This window comes from Actinocorallia herbida (genome assembly GCF_003751225.1).
In the GTDB taxonomy this organism is placed as follows: Bacteria; Actinomycetota; Actinomycetes; order Streptosporangiales; family Streptosporangiaceae; genus Actinocorallia; species Actinocorallia herbida.
The window spans coordinates 2366172-2385772 of sequence record NZ_RJKE01000001.1 but is presented as its reverse complement, the minus strand read 5'-3'; the positions used below and the strand labels follow the sequence as shown (position 1 = coordinate 2385772).

18 protein-coding genes are annotated in these 19601 nt (G+C 72.5%); 7 read left to right on the top strand and 11 right to left on the bottom strand.

What is annotated here, in order from left to right; translation table 11 throughout:
* Positions 1-56: 56 nt before the first annotated feature.
* On the top strand, positions 57-212 hold the full coding sequence (locus EDD29_RS45395; RefSeq protein WP_170201361.1) for a hypothetical protein: 156 nt from the start codon (positions 57-59) through the stop codon (positions 210-212).
* Here EDD29_RS45395 and EDD29_RS11215 read toward each other — a convergent pair.
* Positions 157-1944 carry a hypothetical protein gene (locus tag EDD29_RS11215; protein WP_123664333.1) on the bottom strand — a complete coding sequence of 596 codons (1788 nt, stop codon included), beginning with the start codon at positions 1942-1944 and terminating at the stop codon, positions 157-159. The two genes, EDD29_RS45395 and EDD29_RS11215, sit on opposite strands and share 56 nt — an antisense overlap.
* Complete coding sequence (locus tag EDD29_RS11210) at positions 1929-2693, bottom strand: ABC transporter ATP-binding protein (RefSeq protein WP_246052713.1); 765 nt, start codon at positions 2691-2693, stop codon at positions 1929-1931. The genes EDD29_RS11215 and EDD29_RS11210 overlap by 16 nt, the downstream gene beginning before the upstream one ends.
* A 97-nt stretch (positions 2694-2790) precedes the next feature.
* Here EDD29_RS11210 and EDD29_RS11205 point away from each other — a divergent pair, with 97 nt between their 5' ends.
* The gene (locus EDD29_RS11205) at positions 2791-3708 is read left to right on the top strand and encodes a LysR family transcriptional regulator (protein WP_211359645.1); all 918 of its coding nucleotides are present in this window, start codon (positions 2791-2793) and stop codon (positions 3706-3708) included.
* Between the two features lie 135 nt (positions 3709-3843).
* Here EDD29_RS11205 and EDD29_RS11200 read toward each other — a convergent pair whose 3' ends face one another.
* Positions 3844-6123 (bottom strand): FdhF/YdeP family oxidoreductase, encoded by a 2280-nt coding sequence (locus EDD29_RS11200; RefSeq protein WP_123664331.1) that lies wholly within the window; start codon positions 6121-6123, stop codon positions 3844-3846.
* 154 nt (positions 6124-6277) lie between these two features.
* Between EDD29_RS11200 and EDD29_RS11195 the strand changes: the two genes are divergently transcribed.
* Entirely contained in the window at positions 6278-7180 is a 903-nt protein-coding gene (locus tag EDD29_RS11195) for a LysR family transcriptional regulator (protein ID WP_123664330.1), read from the top strand.
* Positions 7181-7606: 426 nt separating this feature from the next.
* Here the strand turns inward: EDD29_RS11195 and EDD29_RS11190 are convergent, their stop codons facing one another.
* The 6 genes from EDD29_RS11190 to EDD29_RS11165 all read right to left on the bottom strand — a co-directional run bounded on the left by EDD29_RS11190 (position 7607) and on the right by EDD29_RS11165 (position 14992).
* Positions 7607-8425 carry a siderophore-interacting protein gene (locus tag EDD29_RS11190; RefSeq protein WP_123664329.1) on the bottom strand — a complete coding sequence of 273 codons (819 nt, stop codon included), beginning with the start codon at positions 8423-8425 and terminating at the stop codon, positions 7607-7609.
* A gap of 59 nt (positions 8426-8484) precedes the next feature.
* Positions 8485-9534 (bottom strand): Ldh family oxidoreductase, encoded by a 1050-nt coding sequence (locus EDD29_RS11185; protein WP_123664328.1) that lies wholly within the window; start codon positions 9532-9534, stop codon positions 8485-8487.
* A gap of 17 nt (positions 9535-9551) precedes the next feature.
* Positions 9552-11291 carry a thiamine pyrophosphate-dependent enzyme gene (locus EDD29_RS11180; protein WP_123664327.1) on the bottom strand — a complete coding sequence of 580 codons (1740 nt, stop codon included), beginning with the start codon at positions 11289-11291 and terminating at the stop codon, positions 9552-9554.
* A 7-nt stretch (positions 11292-11298) separates the two neighbouring features.
* A complete protein-coding gene (locus EDD29_RS11175; RefSeq protein WP_123664326.1) occupies positions 11299-12159 on the bottom strand; it encodes an amidohydrolase family protein in 861 nt (286 codons plus the stop codon).
* Between the two features lie 133 nt (positions 12160-12292).
* On the bottom strand, positions 12293-13495 hold the full coding sequence (gene lhgO / locus EDD29_RS11170; protein ID WP_123670414.1) for an L-2-hydroxyglutarate oxidase: 1203 nt from the start codon (positions 13493-13495) through the stop codon (positions 12293-12295).
* A 42-nt stretch (positions 13496-13537) separates the two neighbouring features.
* Positions 13538-14992, bottom strand: a complete 1455-nt coding sequence (locus tag EDD29_RS11165; protein WP_211359644.1) for an aldehyde dehydrogenase family protein — start codon at positions 14990-14992, stop codon at positions 13538-13540.
* Between the two features lie 199 nt (positions 14993-15191).
* Here EDD29_RS11165 and EDD29_RS11160 point away from each other — a divergent pair, with 199 nt between their 5' ends.
* A complete protein-coding gene (locus EDD29_RS11160) occupies positions 15192-15488 on the top strand; it encodes a putative quinol monooxygenase (RefSeq protein WP_123664324.1) in 297 nt (98 codons plus the stop codon).
* Positions 15489-15570: 82 nt separating this feature from the next.
* Here the strand turns inward: EDD29_RS11160 and EDD29_RS11155 are convergent, their stop codons facing one another.
* Both EDD29_RS11155 and EDD29_RS11150 read right to left on the bottom strand, forming a co-directional pair.
* Positions 15571-16563, bottom strand: coding sequence for an NAD(P)H-dependent flavin oxidoreductase (locus EDD29_RS11155; protein ID WP_123664323.1), 993 nt, complete (start codon positions 16561-16563; stop codon positions 15571-15573).
* A gap of 27 nt (positions 16564-16590) precedes the next feature.
* Positions 16591-17103 carry a CGNR zinc finger domain-containing protein gene (locus EDD29_RS11150; RefSeq protein ID WP_123664322.1) on the bottom strand — a complete coding sequence of 171 codons (513 nt, stop codon included), beginning with the start codon at positions 17101-17103 and terminating at the stop codon, positions 16591-16593.
* Between the two features lie 75 nt (positions 17104-17178).
* On the opposite strand from EDD29_RS11150, the gene EDD29_RS11145 reads away from it, so the two are divergent.
* The 3 genes from EDD29_RS11145 to EDD29_RS11135 are packed head-to-tail and all read left to right on the top strand — an operon-like array spanning position 17179 to position 19569.
* Positions 17179-17934 (top strand): iron-containing redox enzyme family protein, encoded by a 756-nt coding sequence (locus tag EDD29_RS11145; RefSeq protein ID WP_246052711.1) that lies wholly within the window; start codon positions 17179-17181, stop codon positions 17932-17934.
* Positions 17935-17951: 17 nt separating this feature from the next.
* Entirely contained in the window at positions 17952-18890 is a 939-nt protein-coding gene (locus EDD29_RS11140) for an EamA family transporter (RefSeq protein ID WP_123670413.1), read from the top strand.
* Entirely contained in the window at positions 18826-19569 is a 744-nt protein-coding gene (locus EDD29_RS11135; RefSeq protein WP_123664320.1) for a nitroreductase family protein, read from the top strand. The genes EDD29_RS11140 and EDD29_RS11135 overlap by 65 nt, the downstream gene beginning before the upstream one ends.
* Positions 19570-19601: the final 32 nt, after the last annotated feature.

The following is a 19601-nucleotide window of genomic DNA, read 5'->3' as shown; positions in this document are numbered from 1 at the left end:
GCGGCCTGTCCGTCTCGACCTCGCGGGCGATCTTCGCGGCGCTCGCCGTCGTCGGCGTGCCGCTGCTGGTCTCGGTGCTGGGCAAGGTCCCCGAGTCGCTGCCGATGGCCGTGATGATGCCGGTCTCCGCGATCCTGACGGCAGGCGCGCTCGTCCTCATGGCCCGGCCCCGTCTGGGCCTCGGCGAACCCGTCGGGGAGCCCGCCCGCTGATGTCCCGCCCCGCGAGGCGGCGCACTCCGAGGGCCGCGCAGCCCAGCAGGACCAGGCCGAGCGCGGCCATCCCTCCCGCGACGGGCAGGCGCAGGCCCGCGTCCGGATAGGTCGCGAGGAACCAGGTGTGCCGCTCGATCCCCTGCGCCGCGAAGATCCCCGCGACGATCCCCTGCGGGAACAGCGCGATCATCCCGAGCAGGAAGCCCGTCGAGACGAGCGCCCGGCGCGGGGCGGGCAGCACGGCGAACGTCCGCGCCCGCTCGGGCTTCGGGCGGCGGCCGGTGCGCATCGCGTGCAGCAGTTCGGGCCCCCGCGCGGCGAGCCTCCGCGCGGCGAGGCGGCCGAGGACGACGGCGCACAAGGCCCCGGTCGCGACGCCCACCGGTACTCCGGCCCAGCCGTACGACAGCGCCGCGAACCCCGCGGGCAGACCGGCGAGGGCGACCAGCGCGAGCGTGAGGTAGGCCAGCCCGGTGAGGCCGCCGTTGTCCTCGCCGAGGCGCAGCGGGTTGCCGCCGCGCCTGTGCGGGTCGGTGCCCGGGACGAGGCCGTAGACCGAGAGCAGGGGCACGAGCCCGGTGGCGCCGCCGAGCAGGGCGGGCAGCACGGCGAGCACAAAAGGCCACGGGGCACCGGCGAGCCACGTCGTGACGCCCGTGACGGCCACCGCCGCCGGCCCCACGACGGCCAGCCATGCCACCTGGCGTCCCCGGACGTCCCCGCCCCCGGGGGTCATGACCGTCAGCCACAGCGCGGTCCCGTCCGTCCCGTACAGGTTGGACGTGAGAGAGGCCGCCATGATGACGAACAGCGGTCCCGCGTAAGGCAGCATCCCCTCCCAGCCGATGAGCAGTGGGCAGGCGCCGAAGCAGACGCCGAACGACAAGGCGAACACCAGGTGGTAGGTCCGGGCGAGATCCCGGGTCCAGGTGCGCACTTCCTTGGCGATGACCGCCCCCGTGGGGGTCGTCGCCTTGAGAGGCCGCCTCGGCCGTCCCATCTTGCGCGGCCTGCCCGTGCCCAGAGCGAGCAGGCCCGCCCAGACCGTCAGCAGAAGCACGTCGAGAAGCGCAAGGCCGGCGAGCGCGCGGGGGTCTCCTTCCACGGCGCGCAGCCCCCACCCCGACGGCAGCCACCAGACGACGGCGGGGACGCCGCGTTCGCCGAAGTAGGCGAGGAACACCCAGATCTGGCTGAGCCCGGCGAGCAGCGCGCCGTTGGCCAGCCCCGCCGCGAGCGCGCCCCACCTGGTGCGCAGCGCGAGCCCGAGCAGGCCCGTCGCGACCTTCGACAGCAGCACGAACGAGGCGAGCTGCAGCACGAGCGCGGGCGCCGCGACGAGCGCCGGGACCGGCCCCTCGCGGGCGCCGGAGACCACGAGCCCGAGCAGTGCGGCGAGGCTGATCAGCGGGGCGAACCCGGTGAACGCCGCGGCGAGCAGGCCGGTCGCGAGGGCCCGGCGGCGCAGGCCGAGCAGCGCGAAGTGCTCGGGCCGCAGGGTCTCGTCGCCGCCGCCCATCGCCATCGGGCCGAGGGTCCAGCCCGCCGTCCAGAGCGCGTACGCCGCGGCGAGCGCCTCGGGCCGCGCGGTCGCGGCGAGGTAGAGCGTCCCGGCCGCGCAGAGCGCGCCGAGCGACACTCCCGTGGACGTCAGCGAGCCCTGCCCGCCCTCGGAGGCGTGCCGAAGGACGGCGAGCCGCATCCGGGCCATGGTCAGCGCGACAGCCACGAAAGCTCCCTCGCGTCCTTGCCCTCTCCGGCAACGAGCCGGACGAACCGGTCTTCGAGACTCAGGCCCGCCCGGACCTCGTCGAGTGTCCCGGCGGCGGCGATCCGGCCCCGGTCCAGCACCGCCGCGTGGTCGCACAGCTGCTCCACGAGGGCCATCACGTGGCTGGACAGCACGACGGTGCCGCCGCCCGCGACGAAGCCGCGCAGGATCGTCTTGATCGTCGCCGCGGACACCGGGTCGACCGCCTCGAACGGCTCGTCCAGCACGAGGAGGCGCGGCGCGTGCAGCAGGGCCGTCGCCAGGCCGATCTTCTTGCGCATTCCCGTCGAGTACTCCAGCACGAGGGTGCGGTCCGCCCCGGACAGGTCGAGGACGTGCAGCAGTTCGGCCGTGCGCTCCTCGACGGTTCTGCGGTCGAGGCCGCGCAGCAACCCCAGGTACGTCAGGACCTCGCGGCCGGTCAGCCGTTCGGGCAGGGCGAGGCCGTCGGGCAGCACCCCGACGAGCGCCTTCGCCGCGGCCGGGTCCGCCCAGACGTCGGCACCGAGGATCCGCGCGGTTCCGGAGTCGGGGCGCAGAAGGCCGACCGCCATCGCCAGGGTCGTGGTCTTGCCCGCGCCGTTCTGGCCCACCAGGCCGAGGAAGGCGCCGCGCGGGACGTCGAGGCCGAGGCCGTCGACGGCCGTCTTGCCGCCGAAGCGCTTGGTGAGGCCGGTGAGCCGGAGCGCGGGTTCTTCCGCGTGCAAGGCCGCTCCTTCGTGGTGCCGGATGATCCCTTCGAGCCTCCCGGCTGCGCACCCCGGCATCAAGGACCGATCCGACATGCCGCAATAAGCTTGGCTTATGGATCGAGGACCGGGCATCGAGCTGCGCGACATCGAGATCTTCCTCGTGCTCGCCGAGGAACTGCACTTCGGCAGGACGGCCGAGCGGCTGCGCCTCTCCCAGGCCCGGGTCAGCCAGTCGATCGGCAAGCAGGAGCGCCGCGTCGGCGCGCCGCTGTTCGAGCGCACCAGCCGGAGCGTCCGGCTCACCGTGATCGGCGCCCGCCTGCGCGACGACCTGCGGCAGGGCCACGACCTCATCCGCGCCGCCCTCGCCCGCGCCGAGAGCACCGCCCGCGGTGTCCTGGGCACCCTCAGGCTCGGTGTGATGGGCGCGCTCGGCCACGAACTCGCCCCCGTCGTCGCCGCCTTCCGGGACAAGCATCCCGATGCCGACGTCCGGTTCGTCGAGTTCCACTTCAGCGACCCGTTCGCGCCGCTGCGCGCCGGGGACACCGACGTGCAGCTCCTGTGGCTGCCGGTCCGGGAGCCCGATTTGGCCGTCGGGCCTCCCCTCTTCACCGAAGGCCGCGTCCTCGCCGTCGCCGAGGACTCCCCCTTGGCCCTCCACCCGTCGGCCTCCCTGGAGGACCTCGCCGACCGCTCCGCCCTCGACCCGGGCCCCGACGTCCCCGCCTACTGGTTCGAGTCCATGCTCCCCGCCGCGACGCCCCGGGGCCGCCCGATCCCGCGAGGCCCCCGCGCGACCACGTTCCACGCGGTCCTCGCCCAGGTCGCCGCGGGCCGGATCGTCTGCCCACTCAACGCCCACGTCGTCCGCTACTACTCGCACCCCGGCATCGCCTTCGTCCCGATCCACGACGCCCCCGCCACCGAGTGGTCCCTGGTCTGGCCCGCCGCCCGCGCGACCCCGCTCGTCGAAGCCTTCACCGACGCGGCCCGCACCCTCTTCCCGCAGCCCGTCCCCCTCCGCTGACGCACGCCGCCCCCGGCCCTCCCGGAGCCGGGGGCTGCGTCCGCACACCGCCGCCGGGGAGGGCGACGAAGTGCCGCGCCCGCGTGGACCGGCGGCGCCAGGGCCCGGCCGGCGCCGTGAACTCCGGCCCGGCGGTCAGGTCGCCGGTTCGAGGCGGACGACGACGTCCTTGGAGGTGGGGGTGTTGCTGTCCTCGGCGACGCTGTCGAGAGGGACCAGCACGTTGGTCTCCGGGTAGTAGGCGGCGGCGGAGCCGGGGGCCGTCGGGTAGGAGACGACGGTGAAGCCGGGGGCGCGGCGTTCGACGCCGTCGGTCCAGACGCCGACAAGGTCGACGACCGAGCCGTCGGGGATGCCGAGGGAGGTGAGGTCCTCGGGGCTGACCAGGACTACCCGGCGACTGCCCTTGATGCCCCGGTACCTGTCGTTCGCGGTGTAGGGGATGGTGTTCCACTGGTCGTGGGAGCGCAGCGTCTGGAGGATGAGGTGGCCTTCGGGGGCGCGGAGGTCCACGAAGGCGTTGCGGGTGAACAGGGCCTTGCCGGTGCTCGTCCGGTATTCGTGGGAGTTGACCGGGTTCGGCAGGAGGAAGCCTCCGGGGACGGCGACGCGGGCGTTGAAGTCGGCGAAGCCGGGGACGACCCGGGAGATCCGGTCGCGGATCAGGGCGTAGTCGGCCTCGAACTCGGCCCACGGGATGCCGAGGTCGTCGCCGAGGGTCAGCCGGGCGAGGCGGCCGATGATGGCGACCTCGCTGAGCAGGTGCGGCGACGCCGGGGCGAGACGGCCCCGGGAGGCGTGCACCTCGCTCATCGAGTCCTCGACGGTGAAGAACTGGACGCCGCTCGCCTGGACGTCGCGGTCGCTGCGGCCGAGGGTCGGCAGGATGAGCGCGGTGTCGCCGCAGACGGTGTGCGAGCGGTTGAGCTTGGTGGAGATCTGCACGGTCAGCCGGCACGAGCGGAGCGCGGCCTCGGTGACGGCGCTGTCGGGGGTGGCCCGGACGAAGTTCCCGCCGACGCCGAGGAAGACCTTGGCCTTCCCGTCCCGCATCGCGCGGATGGCCTCGACGGTGTCGTACCCGTGCTCGGCCGGGGGCGTGAACCCGAACTCCTTGCCCAAGGCGTCGAGGAAGGGCTTCGGGGGCTTCTCGTTGATGCCCATGGTCCGGTCGCCCTGCACGTTGCTGTGCCCGCGCACCGGGCACACGCCCGCGCCGGGACGGCCGAGGTTGCCGCGCAGCAGCAGGAAGTTGACCATCTCGCGGATGGTCGGGACGCCGTGCCGGTGCTGGGTGATCCCCATGGCCCAGCACACGATGACGCTCCGGGACTCCAGCACCATCGCGTGGACGCGCTCGATCTGCGCCCGGGTGAGCCCGGTGGCCGACAGGATGTCCGGCCACGCCAGACCCCGGACGCCCTCGGCGAACTCGGCGAAGCCCGAGGTGTGCTCGGTGATGAACCCGGTGTCGAGGACCGTGCCGGGGGCCGCGTCCTCGGCTTCGAGCAGCAGCAGGTTGAGCGCCTGGAAGAGGGCGAGGTCGCCGCCCGCGCGGATCTGCACGAACTCGTCGGCGATGGGCGTGCCCCTGCCGACGACGCCGCGCGGCTTCTGCGGGTGCTTGAACCGCATCAGCCCCGCCTCGGGCAGCGGGTTCACCGCGACGACCCTGCCGCCGTTCCGCTTGGTCTCCTCCAGCGCCGACAGCATCCGCGGGTGGTTGGTGCCGGGGTTCTGGCCGACGACGAAGACGAGATCGGCCTGATGGATGTCGTCGAGGCTGACGCTGCCCTTGCCGATGCCGAGGGTCTGGCCGAGCGCGGTGCCGCTGGACTCGTGGCACATGTTGGAGCAGTCGGGCAGGTTGTTGGTGCCGAACGCGCGGGCGAAGAGCTGGAGGAGGAACGCCGCCTCGTTGTTCAGCCGCCCCGACGTGTAGAAGAGCGCCTCGTCCGGGGAGTCCAGGCCGCGCAGCCCGGCCGCGACGAGTTCCAGGGCCTCCGCCCAGGAGACCGGGGCGTAGTGGGTGTCGCCCGGCCGCTTGATCATCGGCTCGGTGATCCGGCCCTGCTGGTTCAGCCACTGGTCGGACCGCCCGTCCAGCTCCGCGATCGCGTGCTCGCGGAAGAACTCGGGCGTCACCCGGCGCCGGGTCGCCTCGTCGGCGATGTGCTTGGCGCCGTTCTCGCAGTACTCGTTGAGGTGCCGCTTGTCCGGCGACCCCTCGGGCCAGGCGCAGCCGGGGCAGTCGACCCCGCCCGCCTGGTTGAGCGACAGCAGGGTGCGCGCGGTCGTGGCGGGCGTCATCTGCCCGAGTGCGTACTCCAGCGCGTGCGCGACCCCGGGCACGCCCGCCGCCCATGTCTTGGGCGGCTTGACCGACAGCCGCTCCTCGCCCTCGCCCTTGCCCATGGTCACCCAGCCTCTCTAGCCCTGCTACCGGTCACTTTGGCCGTTCGGGGACGGCCCGTCAAAGAGCCGCCCGCGATGACGCGATAGGCGGCGCCTATCAACACGCCCGGCCCGTCCGTTCGACGGCGCGGCTTCGGCACGGTAGACCCGTCCCGTGCTGCTCCGCCAACTCGAATACCTGGTCGCGCTCGCCCGGGAACGCCACTTCGTCCGCGCCGCCGAGTCCTGCCACGTCTCCCAGCCGACCCTGTCGGAGGGGCTGCGCCGGCTGGAGGACGAACTGGGCGTCCCCCTCGTCCGCCGCGGCCGCAGGTTCGAGGGCCTCACCCCCGAGGGCGAACGGGTCCTCCTGCGCGCCCAGCGCCTCCTCGCCGACCGCGACGCCCTGCGCGACGAGGCCCACGCACTCCGCCACGGCCTGACCGGCACCGTCCGCATCGGCGCCGTGCCCACCGCGTCCACGGCGGTCTCCCTGATCACCACCCCCCTGTGCGCCGCCCATCCGCGCGCGACCGTCCGCGTCGAGGCGGACCTGCGCGCCGAGGACATCGCCGTCCGCCTGCGCGACTTCGACCTCGACGCCGCCCTCACCTACCTCGACCCGGAGACCGTCCGCCGCTTCCGCACCCTGCCGCTCTACCGTGAGCACTACGTCCTCCTGACCGCCGACACCACGGGCGCCTCGGCCGCGACGACGTGGCGGGAGGCGGCGCTGTCCCCTCTGTGCCTGCTGGAGCCAGGAATGCAGGGCCGCCGCGTCCTCGACTCCCTCTTCGCCGAAGCCGGGACCCTGGCCTCGCCCCGGGTCGAGACCGACTCCATCGCCACCCTCTTCGCCCACGTCCGCACGGGCGCCTGGACGAGCATCGTTCCGGTCCCCTGGCTGCAGGTCTTCGGCGTCCCGGAGGGGTTGCGCGCCCTTCCCCTCGCTGAACCCGATCGCGCCCAGCCGATCGGCCTCGTCCTGCCGTCCGTCGACCCGCCTTCCGCGATCTCCCGCGCGCTCACCGACGCCGCCGCGCATGCGGACCTGACCGTCCTGGAGGCCCTCCCCTGACCCGCCGGAGCCGGAGAGGGACGCTCCCGCGCCCGGACGGCGCTCAGATCTCGCAGGTCGGCAGGGTCGGCTGCCGGGGCGTCTTGACGGGCTCACCGCACTCGACCACGCTGTCGTCCCCGACGCCACGAACAGTAGGTCCGCGAACGCGGGACGGCCATCCCGAGCGCGCGGTCGGCCGCCGGATCGCGTATCCGATCGCCCTACCTCAGCACGAGGAGCAGGCGGAGAGGCGGAACGGACCCTCGGGGGCAGGGCGGATCCACACCTTCCCCTGAAGATCGTCGTCGTCTTCATCGGTATGGGCGGGCGCGCCGCCTCGGGAGAGTGCGGCGGCGCGCCCGGCCGACGGGTCGAGCACCCCCACCCGGGGGCCCGCCCGGTCCTGGGCGCACGGCGGCGCGGTGATCGGGCGCTGGAGACCGATCAGGCGGGGTTCTCCGCGCGTTTGGCCACCTGCCAGTCGTCCTCGTCCAGGCCCTGGCGCCAGTAGCCGGAGATGGAGACGCGGTCTCGGGGGAGACCGGCGCCGACGAGGAGGGCGCGGAGTTCCTTGACGAAGGCGGCCTCGCCGTGGACGAAGGCCTGGACGTCGCCGGTGGGGAGTCCGGCCGCGGTGACCGCCTTGACGAGGGCGTCGCCGACCGGGCTCGTGTCCCGGTGGATCCAGGTGAGGGAGGTGCCGGGCGGGGCGGTGAGCTCCTGCTCGTCCTCCGGGCCGGCGACCTCGACGAACACCGTGGCGCGGGCCGTCTCGGGGAGCATCTCCAGGGCCACGGAGATGGCCGGGAGCGCGCTCTCGTCGCCGATCAGGAGGTGCCCGTCCGCGGACGGGTCGGGGGCGTAGCCGCCGCCGGGGCCCGCGAAGCGGATCTCGTCGCCGGGCCGGGCGGCCGACGCCCAGGGGCCGGCGAGGCCGGAGTCGCCGTGCAGGACGACGTCGATGGTCAGCTCGTGGGCCGCCTCGTCCCAGGTGCGGATCGTGTAGGTGCGCATCCGGGGCCACCGGTCGCGCGGCAGTTCGGCGCGGATCGCCTGGAGGTCGAACGGCTCCGGATAGACCACGCCGGGCGGCGGGAAGAGCAGCTTCACGTAGTGGTCGGCGGAGCCGCCGATCTCCCGTCCGGCCAGGCCCGGCGCGTCCAGGACGATGCGGGCCAGGTGCGGGGTGGGACGGCTGACGGCCTTGACGCGCCCCAGGGTGACCCTGGGATTGCGACGACCGCCTCGCTCGGGACGTGGCATGGGGGACTACCTCCGCGTAAGGGGCCGGTCGCGGGGTGCCGCGACCGGCCGGGTCCGGGTCAGGCCGTGGCGGGCTCGGGGACCTTCACGCCGAGCTTCTCCGCGGCGGCTTCCAGTTCCTTCCAGATCTTCGGGCCGACCGGGATTCCGGTCGCGCCGCGCTGGGCGGCGACGGCGGTGCTGCGCTCGCCCGGGTAGAAGATCTCGGTGGCCTCGTCGGCGCGGGGCAGGCCCTTGAGGACGTCGAGGGTCTCCGCGACGGCGCCGGGGTAGGCGGCGCCGTCGCCGAACGCGGCGGGGTCGAGCGCGAGGATCAGCGCGTTCTGCCGGTGCTTGCGGTCGCCGCCGTGGAACTTGGACACGATCGGGGCGCCGACGAGCACGCTGGTGATCAGCTCGAAGGCGAGGGACATGCCCGCGCCCTTGGCCCCGGACATCGGCAGCGGGATCTTGGCCAGCGCCGGGTCGGTCGTGGGGGTGCCGTCCGCGGTGGCGGCGGCGCCCTCGGGCAGCGGGGTCCCACTGCTCCGGTACTGGGCGATCTTGCCGAGCGCGATGGTGGCGGTGGCCATGTCCAGGAGGACGGGCGGCCTGCCCGTCGCCGGGATGGCGATCGACAGCGGGCTCGTCGCGACGGCCGCGCCCTTCGCCCCGGTGTAGGCCATGTTCGGCATGCCCGCGACGAACGCGATGCCGGTCAGTCCGGCCTCGGCGATCCGGGTCGTGTAGTAGCCGATCGCGCCGGTGTGCACGGTCTGCCGGACGCCTACGGCGCCGATCCCGTTCGCGCGCGCCCTCGCGACGGCCTCGTCGGCGGCCGCGGTGAGCGCGACCGGGCCGGGCGCGCGGTCGGCGTCCAGGACGGCGACGCCCGGAACCGTCGAGACGAGCTCCATCTTCGGGTCGCGGTTGGCCTCGCCGGACTCCAGCAGCTCCAGGTAGCGGGGCACGCGGGAGACGCCGTGGGAGTCCACGCCGCGCAGGCCCGCCCAGATCAGCACCTCGGCGATGGTCGCCGCGTGCTCGGGGCTGCTGCCCGCCCGGGTGAACAGCTCGGTGGTGAAGCCGGTGAGGTCGGGGGCGGCGACCACGACTTTGGCTGGTGACATCAGGGATGCTCCGGGATCTAGCGGGAGGTGGAGATGTTGACGACCGCGGTGGTGCCCTCGCGGACCGCCTTGAGCGCCCGGTCGAGCGCCGGGGCCAGGTCGGCGGGGCGGTCGACGGTCTCGCCGTGGAAGCCGAACGGCTCGGCGAACTTCGCGAGCTCGGGCTGGCCGGAGAGGTCGACGCCGAGGAACTCGCCGGTCTGCACGGCGGCGCCATCGGGGTAGAACCGCAGGTGGTTCATCTTCATGGACAGGTACTTGCGGTTGTTGAAGATCACGATCAGCAGCGGAACGCCGTACTGCTTCGAAGCGTCCAGCGAGGCGACGATCGGGTTGTACTGGAACGCCCCGTCGCCGACGGTGAAGACCACGGGCCGCTCCGGCGCGGCGAGCTTGACGCCCAGCGCGACCGCGATGCCCTGGCCGAGCCCGCCCTGCACGTAGAAGTAGGAGTCCGGGGTGGACCGCTTCAGGTGCCGGGACACGACGCGGCTGTGCGTGATCGTCTCGTCCACGATGATCGGGTCGTCCTGGGCGAGCAGCTCGCGCAGCGCGACCGCCACCGCGACGGGGTCGATTCCCCCCGAAGGGGAGGACGCCGCCGACGCCGCCCTGGCCTCGGCGGCCTCGATCGCCTTGATCTCGGCGGCCCGGCGCTCCTCGTTGGCCGCGCCCCGGGCGTTGCGGACGGCGGCGGGAGGGTCGGCCAGCCGGGTCAGCTCCCGCAGGGTCGCCGCGACGCCGCCTTCGAGGTACTGATCGGCGAAGAGCACCTGGTAGGCGACGTGGGGCCGCTGCGGCACCTCGTCGATGACCACGATCTTCGCCTTCGCCGGCCTGCGGCTCGGCGGGTAGAACGGCGCCCGGCAGTTCACCAGGATCATCAGGTCCGCGGTGTCCATCCACGGCTCGATGTCCGGGCCGACGTGCAGGTCGTGCGTGCGCGGGAAGTTCGCGCACACCGCCGACGGCGGCTCCACGACGGGGATGCCCAGCGCCTCGGCGAACGCGACCAGCGCCTCCATGCCGCCCTCCTCGCGCCCCGCCGTCTCGGTGACGATGACGGGGTTCTCGGCCGCCGCGATGAGGTCGAGGACCTCCTGGATCTCCGCCGGGGCGCTGACCGTCGAGCCCTTGGGCACGACCGGCTTGAGGTCGCGCTCCTCCCACGGGTCGAGCAGCACCTCCAGCGGGATGTTGAGGTAGACGGGTCCGGCCGGGGCCCGTTCGGCGAGCTCCGCCGAACGGGTGACCATGCCGGGGAGCGTGTGCACGCTCGCCGCCTCGTTGGCCCACTTCACGAAGGGGCGGGCCAGGCCGTGCGGCCCACCGACGACCGAGAGGTTGCGGTACCACTGCCCGCCCGGGTCGGGGCCGGGCCCGTCGCCGTAGGTGGAGGACTCCGAGGAGGCCACCACCATCGGCACGCCCGCCAGGAGCGCGCCGTGCACGGCCATCGCACCCTGGAGCAGGCCGGGGCCGGCGTGCAGGAGCACGCCCTGGACCCGCCGGGTGACGAGCCCGTAGCCGGTGGCCATGCCCACGGCCACGGTCTCGTGCGTCAGGTCGAGGTACTTCGGGCAGGGCAGCCCGTCGCGGTGCCTCCGGGCCAGCGACTCCCAGACCGGGGCCCACTCCGATCCCGGGGAGGAGAAGACGTAGTCGGACCCGATCGCGTTGAACGCCGCGATGACGGCGTCACCGCCGTCGGTGGAACGGGGACTGCCGGGAGGCGTCATGCCGGTGGGGTGAGTCATGGTGGGATCAGCCTTCGATCGGCCAGTCGAGGACGTCGCAGATGCCCTTGCCCATGATGGATTCGAGCTCTTCGGCGGTGAAGTCGAAGTGCTTGGTGAACTGCTCGATCGTGTCGGTGTAGGTGAGGCCGTGGCCGAGCAGGCGGGTGATGTCGGTGCCCCAGAAGCAGCGCTCCGGGCCCATCTTGTCGACCATGTGCCGGACGTACTTCTCGATGTTGAGGTTCGGGAAGGGCGCGGTGGAGTAGCCGGGCAGCGCGGAGACCTTGACGTAGATGTTGGGGTGCTCGTGCAGGTCCGCGGTCTCGGCGGCCCAGTAGCCGATGGCGTCGTCGACGCAGCGGGCCATGATGCCCATGTGGTCGATGATGATCTTCAGCCCGGGGTGGTTGCCGGCGATCTGGCCGAGCTCGGCCTTCCACACGGGGGCGTGGACCATGGTGGGGATGTTCAGCTCTTCGGCGATCGGCCAGTACCAGTCGTTGGTGCCGTCGATCATCCAGTTGCGGTCCTGCGGCCGGTGGAAGGTCAGCCGGGTGCCCTTGATGTACGGGTTCTGGGCGAAGTCCTTCAGCATCGCGGTGCCCTCTTCGGGCTTGTTCTGCGGGATGCGCGCCATGATGCCGAAGCGGTCGGGGTGCGCCTCGCACGCCTCGAGGGCGTAGTCGATCCGGTCGCCCTCCCACGACGGGGGCAGGATGAGGGCGCGGTTGACGCCGGCCTCGTCCATCAGCTCAAGGCACTCCTCGTAGCTGAAGGGGTCCTCGCGGTGGCCGTTCAGCCGGATCCGCTCCCGTGCGCCGGGGACCCACGGGCGGTCCGGGGTCTCTTCCTTCCAGATGTGCACCTGGGAGTCGACAACGAACATGATCTGCTTCCAATCGTTCGGGTGCCACGGGATATCCGGTGGTACGTCTTGCGGATAAAACGCTAGAGGAATGATCGGGTCTTGCGGAGTCCGCGCCGCGCAAACGGTTGTTGCACGGATTGCGATACTCGCCTCAAGTGGCCTTTCCATCGAGCACGTCGAGGACGTGCTCGGCGATCGCCATGGATGAGGTCGCCGCAGGTGAGGGGGCATTGCGGACCGCGGTGACGGCCCCTAGGCGGTGAATGCGGAAATCGTCGACGAGGCTGCCGTCTCGGTCCAGGGCCTGGGCGCGCACGCCCGATCCGGCGCGTACGACGTCGGCCGCCCCGATTTCCGGGACATAGCGCTTGGCCTCTTTCATATAGGCGCGCTTGGAGAATGATCCGTACATCTCCTTGACGCCGGTGCGCCAATGCTGGAGGGCCATCCGCCACATCCCGGGCCAGGATGCGATCCCGGCCAGGTCGGCCATGGAGACGTCGGAGAGCCGGTAGCCCTCCCTCGCGAACGCCAGGACGGCGTTGGGACCCACCTCGACGTCGCCGGAGACCCGGCGGGTGAAGTGGACGCCGAGGAACGGGTAGCGCGGGTCGGGGACGGGATAGATGAGGCCCCGGATCATGTCCCGCTTCTCCGGGCGGATCAGCATGTACTCCCCGCGGAACGGAATGATGCGGGGCTCTGCGGTGTCCCCGGCCATCCTGCCGACGGCGTCGGAGTGGATGCCCGCGCAGAGGATCACCTTGTCGACCTTGATCCGTTCCTCGCCGGACGCCAGCTCCATGCCGCCCGCGACCTCGCGGACCCCGGTGACGGGGAAGCCGAACCGGATCTCACCGCCCGCCTTGACGATCTCGGCGGCGAAGGACTCGGCGATCTTGGTGTAGTCGGTGATCGCGGTGACGGGCGAGTACAGCGCGGCGAGGCCCGTCGCGTGCGGCTCGATCTCCTTGATCTCCGCCGCGCCCATCCTGCGCAGGCCGGGTACCGCGTTCGTGTCGGCGCGCTTGTGGAGGTCGTCCATCCGGGCGACGTCAGCTTCGCTGACCGCGACGACGAGCTTGCCGCACTCGTCATAGGGCAGGTCGTGCTCCTTGCAGTACTCGCGCAGGAGCAGCCTTCCGCGGGTGCACAGCTCGGCCTTGAGGCTGCCGGGCTTGTAGTAGATACCGGCGTGGACCACGCCGGAGTTGTGGCCGGTCTGGTGGACCGCTACCCGGTCCTCCTTCTCCACGACGACGACCCTGGTGCCGGGGCGCCGCCGGGTGATCTCTCGTGCGATCGCGAGGCCCACAATGCCCGCGCCGACGATTCCGATGCTCTCTTCGGCCATGTTCGTCATTCCGTTCGTTTCCTACCGCGGCGTCGCCGCCCGTCACCCTCCATAGTGGATCGCGACGGTCTTCACTCGGGTGTAGAAGCGCAGCGCCTCGCTCCCCTGCTCCTTGAAGGCCGAGCCGGAGTCGCGGAATCCGCCGAACGGGTGGTGCACGTCCCAGCCCGAGGTGGTGGTGTTGACCGCGACCTGGCCGCAGTCGACCGCCTCGATGAACCGGTGCGCGGCGCCCAGGTCACGGGTGAAGATCGCGGCGGCGAGCCCGAAATCGGAGTCGTTGACCGCCTCGATCGCTTCGTCCTGCGTGTCGAAGGCGCGCAGCACGACGACGGGGCCGAAGACCTCGTGCCGCCAGACGTCCATCTCGGGGGTGACCCCCGCGAGGACCGTCGGGGCGACGTAGCAGCCGTTCGCGTACTCCTCGCCCTCGGGGGCGGCGCCACCTACGTCGATCTTGGCGCCCTGCGCGACGGCCCGGTCGATGTCGGCGAGGACGCCGTCGCGGTGCCCGGGGCTGACGAGCGGACCGACGTTCACGTCGGCGTCCCGGCCGGAGCCCAGGCGGAGCGCGGCGACCCTGACGCGGAGCGCCTCGGCGAACGCGTCCTGGATCTCGCGCTGGACGAGCACCCGGCTCGTGGCGGTGCAGCGCTGGCCCGCCTGGCCGAACGAGGCGGCGACCACGGCCGTCGCGGCGGCTTCGAGATCGGCGTCGGCGAGGACGACCGAGGCGTTCTTGCCGCCCAGCTCGCCCTGGAACCTGACGTTCCGGGCGGCGAGCCGCACGCGGAGGGTCTCGCCGACCTGGTTGCTCCCGGTGAACGTCACCGCGGTGATGCGCGGGTCGTCCAGGAGCGCGTCGGAGATCAGGCCGGTCCGGCCCGTCACCACGTTGAGCACGCCCGCGGGCAGGCCCGCGTCGTGCAGGGCGCGCGCCAGGTGCAGCGCCGACATCGGGGTCTCGGTGGCCGGCTTGAGGATCGCGGTATTGCCCGCGGCCAGCGCCGGGGCGAGCTTGCGCGCCGGGGTGAGCAGCGGATCGTTCCAAGGCGTGATCGCCAGCACGACGCCGATCGGCTCGCTCTGGAAGCTGGTCCGGGTGCCGGGCCGCACATCGTGGATCAACGTGCCGTAGCCCTCGCGGGCGACCCCGGCGTAGTACTCGAAGAAGTCGGCGGCCTTCTCGGTCTCTCCGCGCGCCTCCGCCCGGGTCTTCCCGTTCTCGGTGCTCACGGCCTCCGCGATCTCCGCCGCCCGCTCCCGCAGCAGCGCCGCGGCACGGGTGAAGACCTTGGCCCGCTCGAACGGTGACGTCCGCTTCCAGACGCCGAACGCGGCCTCCGCGGCGTCGTAAGCCGCGGTGACGGCTTCCGGGCTGAGCGCGGGCACCGCCGCGACGGGCTCGCGCACATCGGTCGGATCGTAGACATCGACCCAGGAGTCGGCGCCCACCCAGCGTCCTCCGGAAAGCGTCTCCATCGACTGCAAGGCCATCACGGGCTCCTCAGGGCTCTGCATGGTGAATCGGGGTGCACTTTGCGGCCCCCACCCTAGAAATTCCGCGACCCCGCAACCATCCGTCCGAGGGCATCCATTGCTTGCACACCGTGTCAGCCGTCCGCGATCTCCGGCATGGTGAAATCGTGGGGAAACCCGCTCTGACGAGCCCCTACGCCCACCCCTGGAGACCCGCATGCCCTACGCCGTCATCGCCCACTACCGCTGCGCCGAGTCCGACGCCGACCTGATCCGCGCCGAACTGGCCCAGATGGCCTCCCGCACCCCCACCGAGCCCGGCAACCTCGCCTACATCGTGCACACCGACGCCACCGCCGGCCCCGGCGAAGCCGCCTTCACCCTCTACGAGCAGTACGTCGACGAGGCCGCTTTCGCCGCCCACGCCGAAACCCCCCACTTCAAACGGCACATCATCGAAACCGTCCGCCCCCTCCTCACCGACCGCACCGTCTGGTTCGGCACCACCCTCTAGCCCGCCTCCGACGACCACCGGCGAAGAGACGCGCCGACGAGGTCATGCCGATCCTCCCTCGATGCGCAGACGAGCCGGGGTGTCAGGTCGGGGTGAGGATTCGGCGGGCCTGGTGGACGGTGTCGGTGATGATCTGAGGGGCGGGGAGGACTTCGTGGACCAGGGCCGCCGAGGTGCCCGCGTAGAGGGCCATGGCCTCCAGGTCACCGTTCATGGTGGGGAGGGGGATCGTGTCGGCGTAGCGGAGGTGGGGGCGGCCCGAGGGGTCGTGGGCCAGTACGTCGCCTTCGCCCGGGCGGTTCGGGGCGGGCGGGCGGCCTGCGGTGGTCCAGGCGTCGAGGGTGGAGTTGTGGAGGGCGCGGTGGGGGGCGGCGGGCCAGCCGCCGTCGAAGGCGAGGGTGTAGGTGGAGGCGGTCTCGGAGGCGGCGAGCACCTGGCGGCGGTATTCGTCATGGGTCGCGGCCTCGTGGGAGGCGAGGAAGCGGGTGCCCATCCAGGCGGCCTGGGCGCCCAGGGCCAGGGCCGCGGCGAGGCCGCGGCCGTCGGCGATGCCGCCTGCCGCGATGACCGGGGCGCGGCCCGCGAGGGCGTCCACGACCGCCGGGACCAGTGCCATCGTGGGGACCTTCCCCCACACGTGGCCGCCCGCTTCCGCGCCCTGGGCGATGATCACGTCCACGCCGGAGTCGGCTGCGGCGACGGCCTCGGCGGCTGATCCGACCGTGTGGAGGTGCACCGCGCCCGCGGCCTTGATGCGGGGGTTGAGGGGGGCGGGATCGCCCCAGAAGGTCGACACGATGCGGGCGCCGGCGTCCAGGCACTCGGCCAGGCGGTCGGCGACGGGGAAGGCGAGCACGAGGTTCACCGCGATGGGCGCGCCGTCGGACAGCGCGAGCGTCCGCGCGACCCGGGGTCCGACCTCGGCGGCGGGCGCCCAGGTCAGCGCCAGCGTCCCCAGGCCCCCGGCCCTCGCGACGGCCGCCGCGAGCTCGGGCGTCGACGCGCTCCCGATCGGGGCCTGCACCACCGGACTGCGCATCCCCAGCATCCGGCACACCGGCGTCACGAGATCCATCCCTCCATGATGCCCCGGCGGCACGTCTCAGGACCGGCTTCGGTGCCGGGCGACGGCGTCGTTGTTCGCGCAGCGCACCGAGCAGTAGGCGCGTCTGCCGTTGCGCGAGGTGTCGACGAAGGCGGTGGTGCAACGGCCGCGGGCGCACCGGCCGAGCCGGGAGGCGCTCGCGAAGCACACCACGTAGGCCAGTCCCGCGATGGTCACCGCGCGGATCCGCGCCACCGCCCCCGCGCCCGGCACGCTGTAGTGCAGGTGCGGATGGTGGTCGTGCATGGAGATGTACGGCCGGGTGACGGTTCTGGCCAGCAGCGCGTTGATCTTCGCGCAGCGCTCGTCGAGGTCCTGGGCGCCGAAGACCGGGGTGAGCCGGTCCGCCCAGTCGGCGAGATCCGCGACCTCTTCCGCCGAAAGCCGGGTCTCCACGATTCCGTGCGACGCCAGAAGGGGCTCCAGGTCAGCGGCGGTGAACTCGCCGGTCAGGTTCACCAGGTCTGCCGCGAGCATCGCGGCCTCTCCTCCGTAATGGTTGAACTGCATAAGGACATGACGTCAGCCTGGGAGTCAGATGTCCAGCAAACGCCGGATATCGACTCGAAGAAAGGAAGACCCCTCGTGACCGCCGCCACATCAGAGCGGATCGACCACGCGGAAGTCGAACACAGGATCTCCGAGCTGGCCGATTCGGTGCACCGCCACGAAGCGCTCAACAACGAGTTCTACACCCGGTGGACGGCCGGCCCTCTGACCCCTTCGGAAGTCCGTGTCTTCGCCGGCCAGTACCTGGCCCGCACGGTGAACACCAGCGTGATGGTCGCCCTGTCCGTGCTCAACACCGAGGACCTGACGGCCCGGGTGGAGTGCGTGAAGAACCTCTACTCCGAGTACGGCAACGGCGACCCCGCCAAGGCGCACCTCGTCCTGCTGGAGACGTTCCTCAGCGACCTCCTCACCCGGCTCGACGGCCGTCCGGTCCAGGTCGAGGAGCTCCGTCGGCAGCGCCCGCTGGCCGGCACGACGGCGTTCAGCGCGGGACAGCGGGAGCTGTTCACCTCCGACGACGAGCGCGTCGTCCAGGGGGCACTGCTCGCCCAGGAGAACCTCGCCTACTCGATGCTCACCCGCCTCTATGAGGGCGTCCGCAACTACAAGTCCCTGTACGACACCGACGACGACTTCCACGAGGCCTGCGAGTACTTCTACATCCACATCGGCGAGGCCGAGAAGGACCACAAGATCCAGGCGGCGCTCTCCGCGGCCGCGGTCTGCCGGGACGCCGCGGACCTCCGCGTCGTGGTGGAGGCGTTCACCCGCTTCTGCGACCTGACCGTGTCCTTCTGGGAAGGGGTGGCCGCCGAGATGCGTCGGTAGCCACCGCGCCCGTGATCATGATGAGAAGCCGTGCGATCCCGGCGCCGGTGCTGGTCCTCGCCCAGATCACCAGCCTTCAGCTGGGTTCCGCCGTCGCCAAGCACGCCTACGGCCAGGTCGGACCGCTCGGCCTCGCCGGGCTGCGCCTCGGCTTCGCCGCCATGATCATGTGGATCGTCGTACGCCCCCGGGTACGGCGGATCGCGGCCCGCCAGTGGCGGGTCGCGATCCCGTTCGGAGTGGTGATCGCCGCGATGAACACGGCCTACTTCCAGGCCATCGGTCATCTCCCGATCGGCGTGGCGTCCACCCTTGAACTGCTCGGTCCGCTGGCTCTCACGTTCGTCCTGTCCCGCAGGCTGGAGCACCTCGCGTCCGCGTCGCTCGCGCTGGCCGGGGTGCTCCTGCTCGCGGTGCCCGGCGGCGCGCTCTCCGCCACCGGAATCATCCTGGGCGGGATCGCGGCGCTGTGCCGGACCGCCTATGTCGCCCTCAGCCAGCGGGTCGGCCGGCTGACCCTCGACTGGGCCGGTCTCACCGTCGCGCTCGCCGTCGGGGCGCTGATCCTCACCCCGATCGCGGCCGTCGCCGACGGACGGGCCGTGCTGGAGCAGCCCGGGGTCATCCCCCTCGGGTTCCTGGTCGCGATCCTGTCCTCGGTCGTGCCCTACGCGCTGGACATGACGACGCTGCGCACGACGGAACTCCGCGTGTTCGGCGCGCTGCTGGCGCTCAGCCCCGCGGTCGGCGCGGCCGTCGGCCTGGTCTTCCTGGGCGAACGCCTCACCGCACGCCAGCTCCTCGCCGTCGGCCTCATCGTCCTCGCCGGCGCGTGGACGATGCGGACCCGGCATCATCCCCCGCAGATCACCCCATCGGAAGGGACGGACCATGGACGTGACGACGGCGATAGCGACCCGGCGCAGCGTGCACCGGCTGATCGAGCCGGCTCCTGACGATCGGGAGGTCACCGAGCTCGTGAGACTCGCGGCGGCCGCGCCCGACCATGGTCTGCTGCGCCCGTGGCGGTGGGTCCTGCTCCGCGGGACGGGACGGGAGGAGCTCGGTGCGTGTCTCGCCGCCGACGCCCCGCCCGAACGCCGCGCGCAGGTCTCCGCGAAGACCTCCCGAGCGCCCCTCCTGGCCACCCTCGTGTTCGCCCCGGCACCGGACCACCGGGTGCCCGAGTGGGAACAGCTGATCGCGGCCGGGTTGATGGCGTACTCGCTGATGCTGCTGCTGCACGCGCGGGGCTACGCCAGCGTCTGGCGCACGGGACCGCACACCGAGAGCGGGCCCGCGCGCCGGATGCTGGGCCTCCAGGACACCGAGCGGCTCCTCGGCTGGCTCTACATCGGCACCGAGGAGCGGCCCGGGGCGGCCCGGCCGCCCGGCCCTCCCGATGTCTCCGGCCGGATCCTCAGCTTCGGCCCGGCCCGCTGCCCCGTGTGCCGGAGGCCCGCGCCCCCGGACCACGGATGGACGCTCCGTTCACGGCACCGCACCTCCGAGGGGCTCATCGGGTACAGCACCCGGCCGTGCGGCTGCGTGTCGATCGCCGTCGACGACCGGGTGATCGCCTCGTTCTCCCCGGCGAAGCAGGGCCCCCCAAGAGCCCACCACCGGACCCGATGAACACAGCCCGGTGGCGGGGCCCGCCCTTCGTG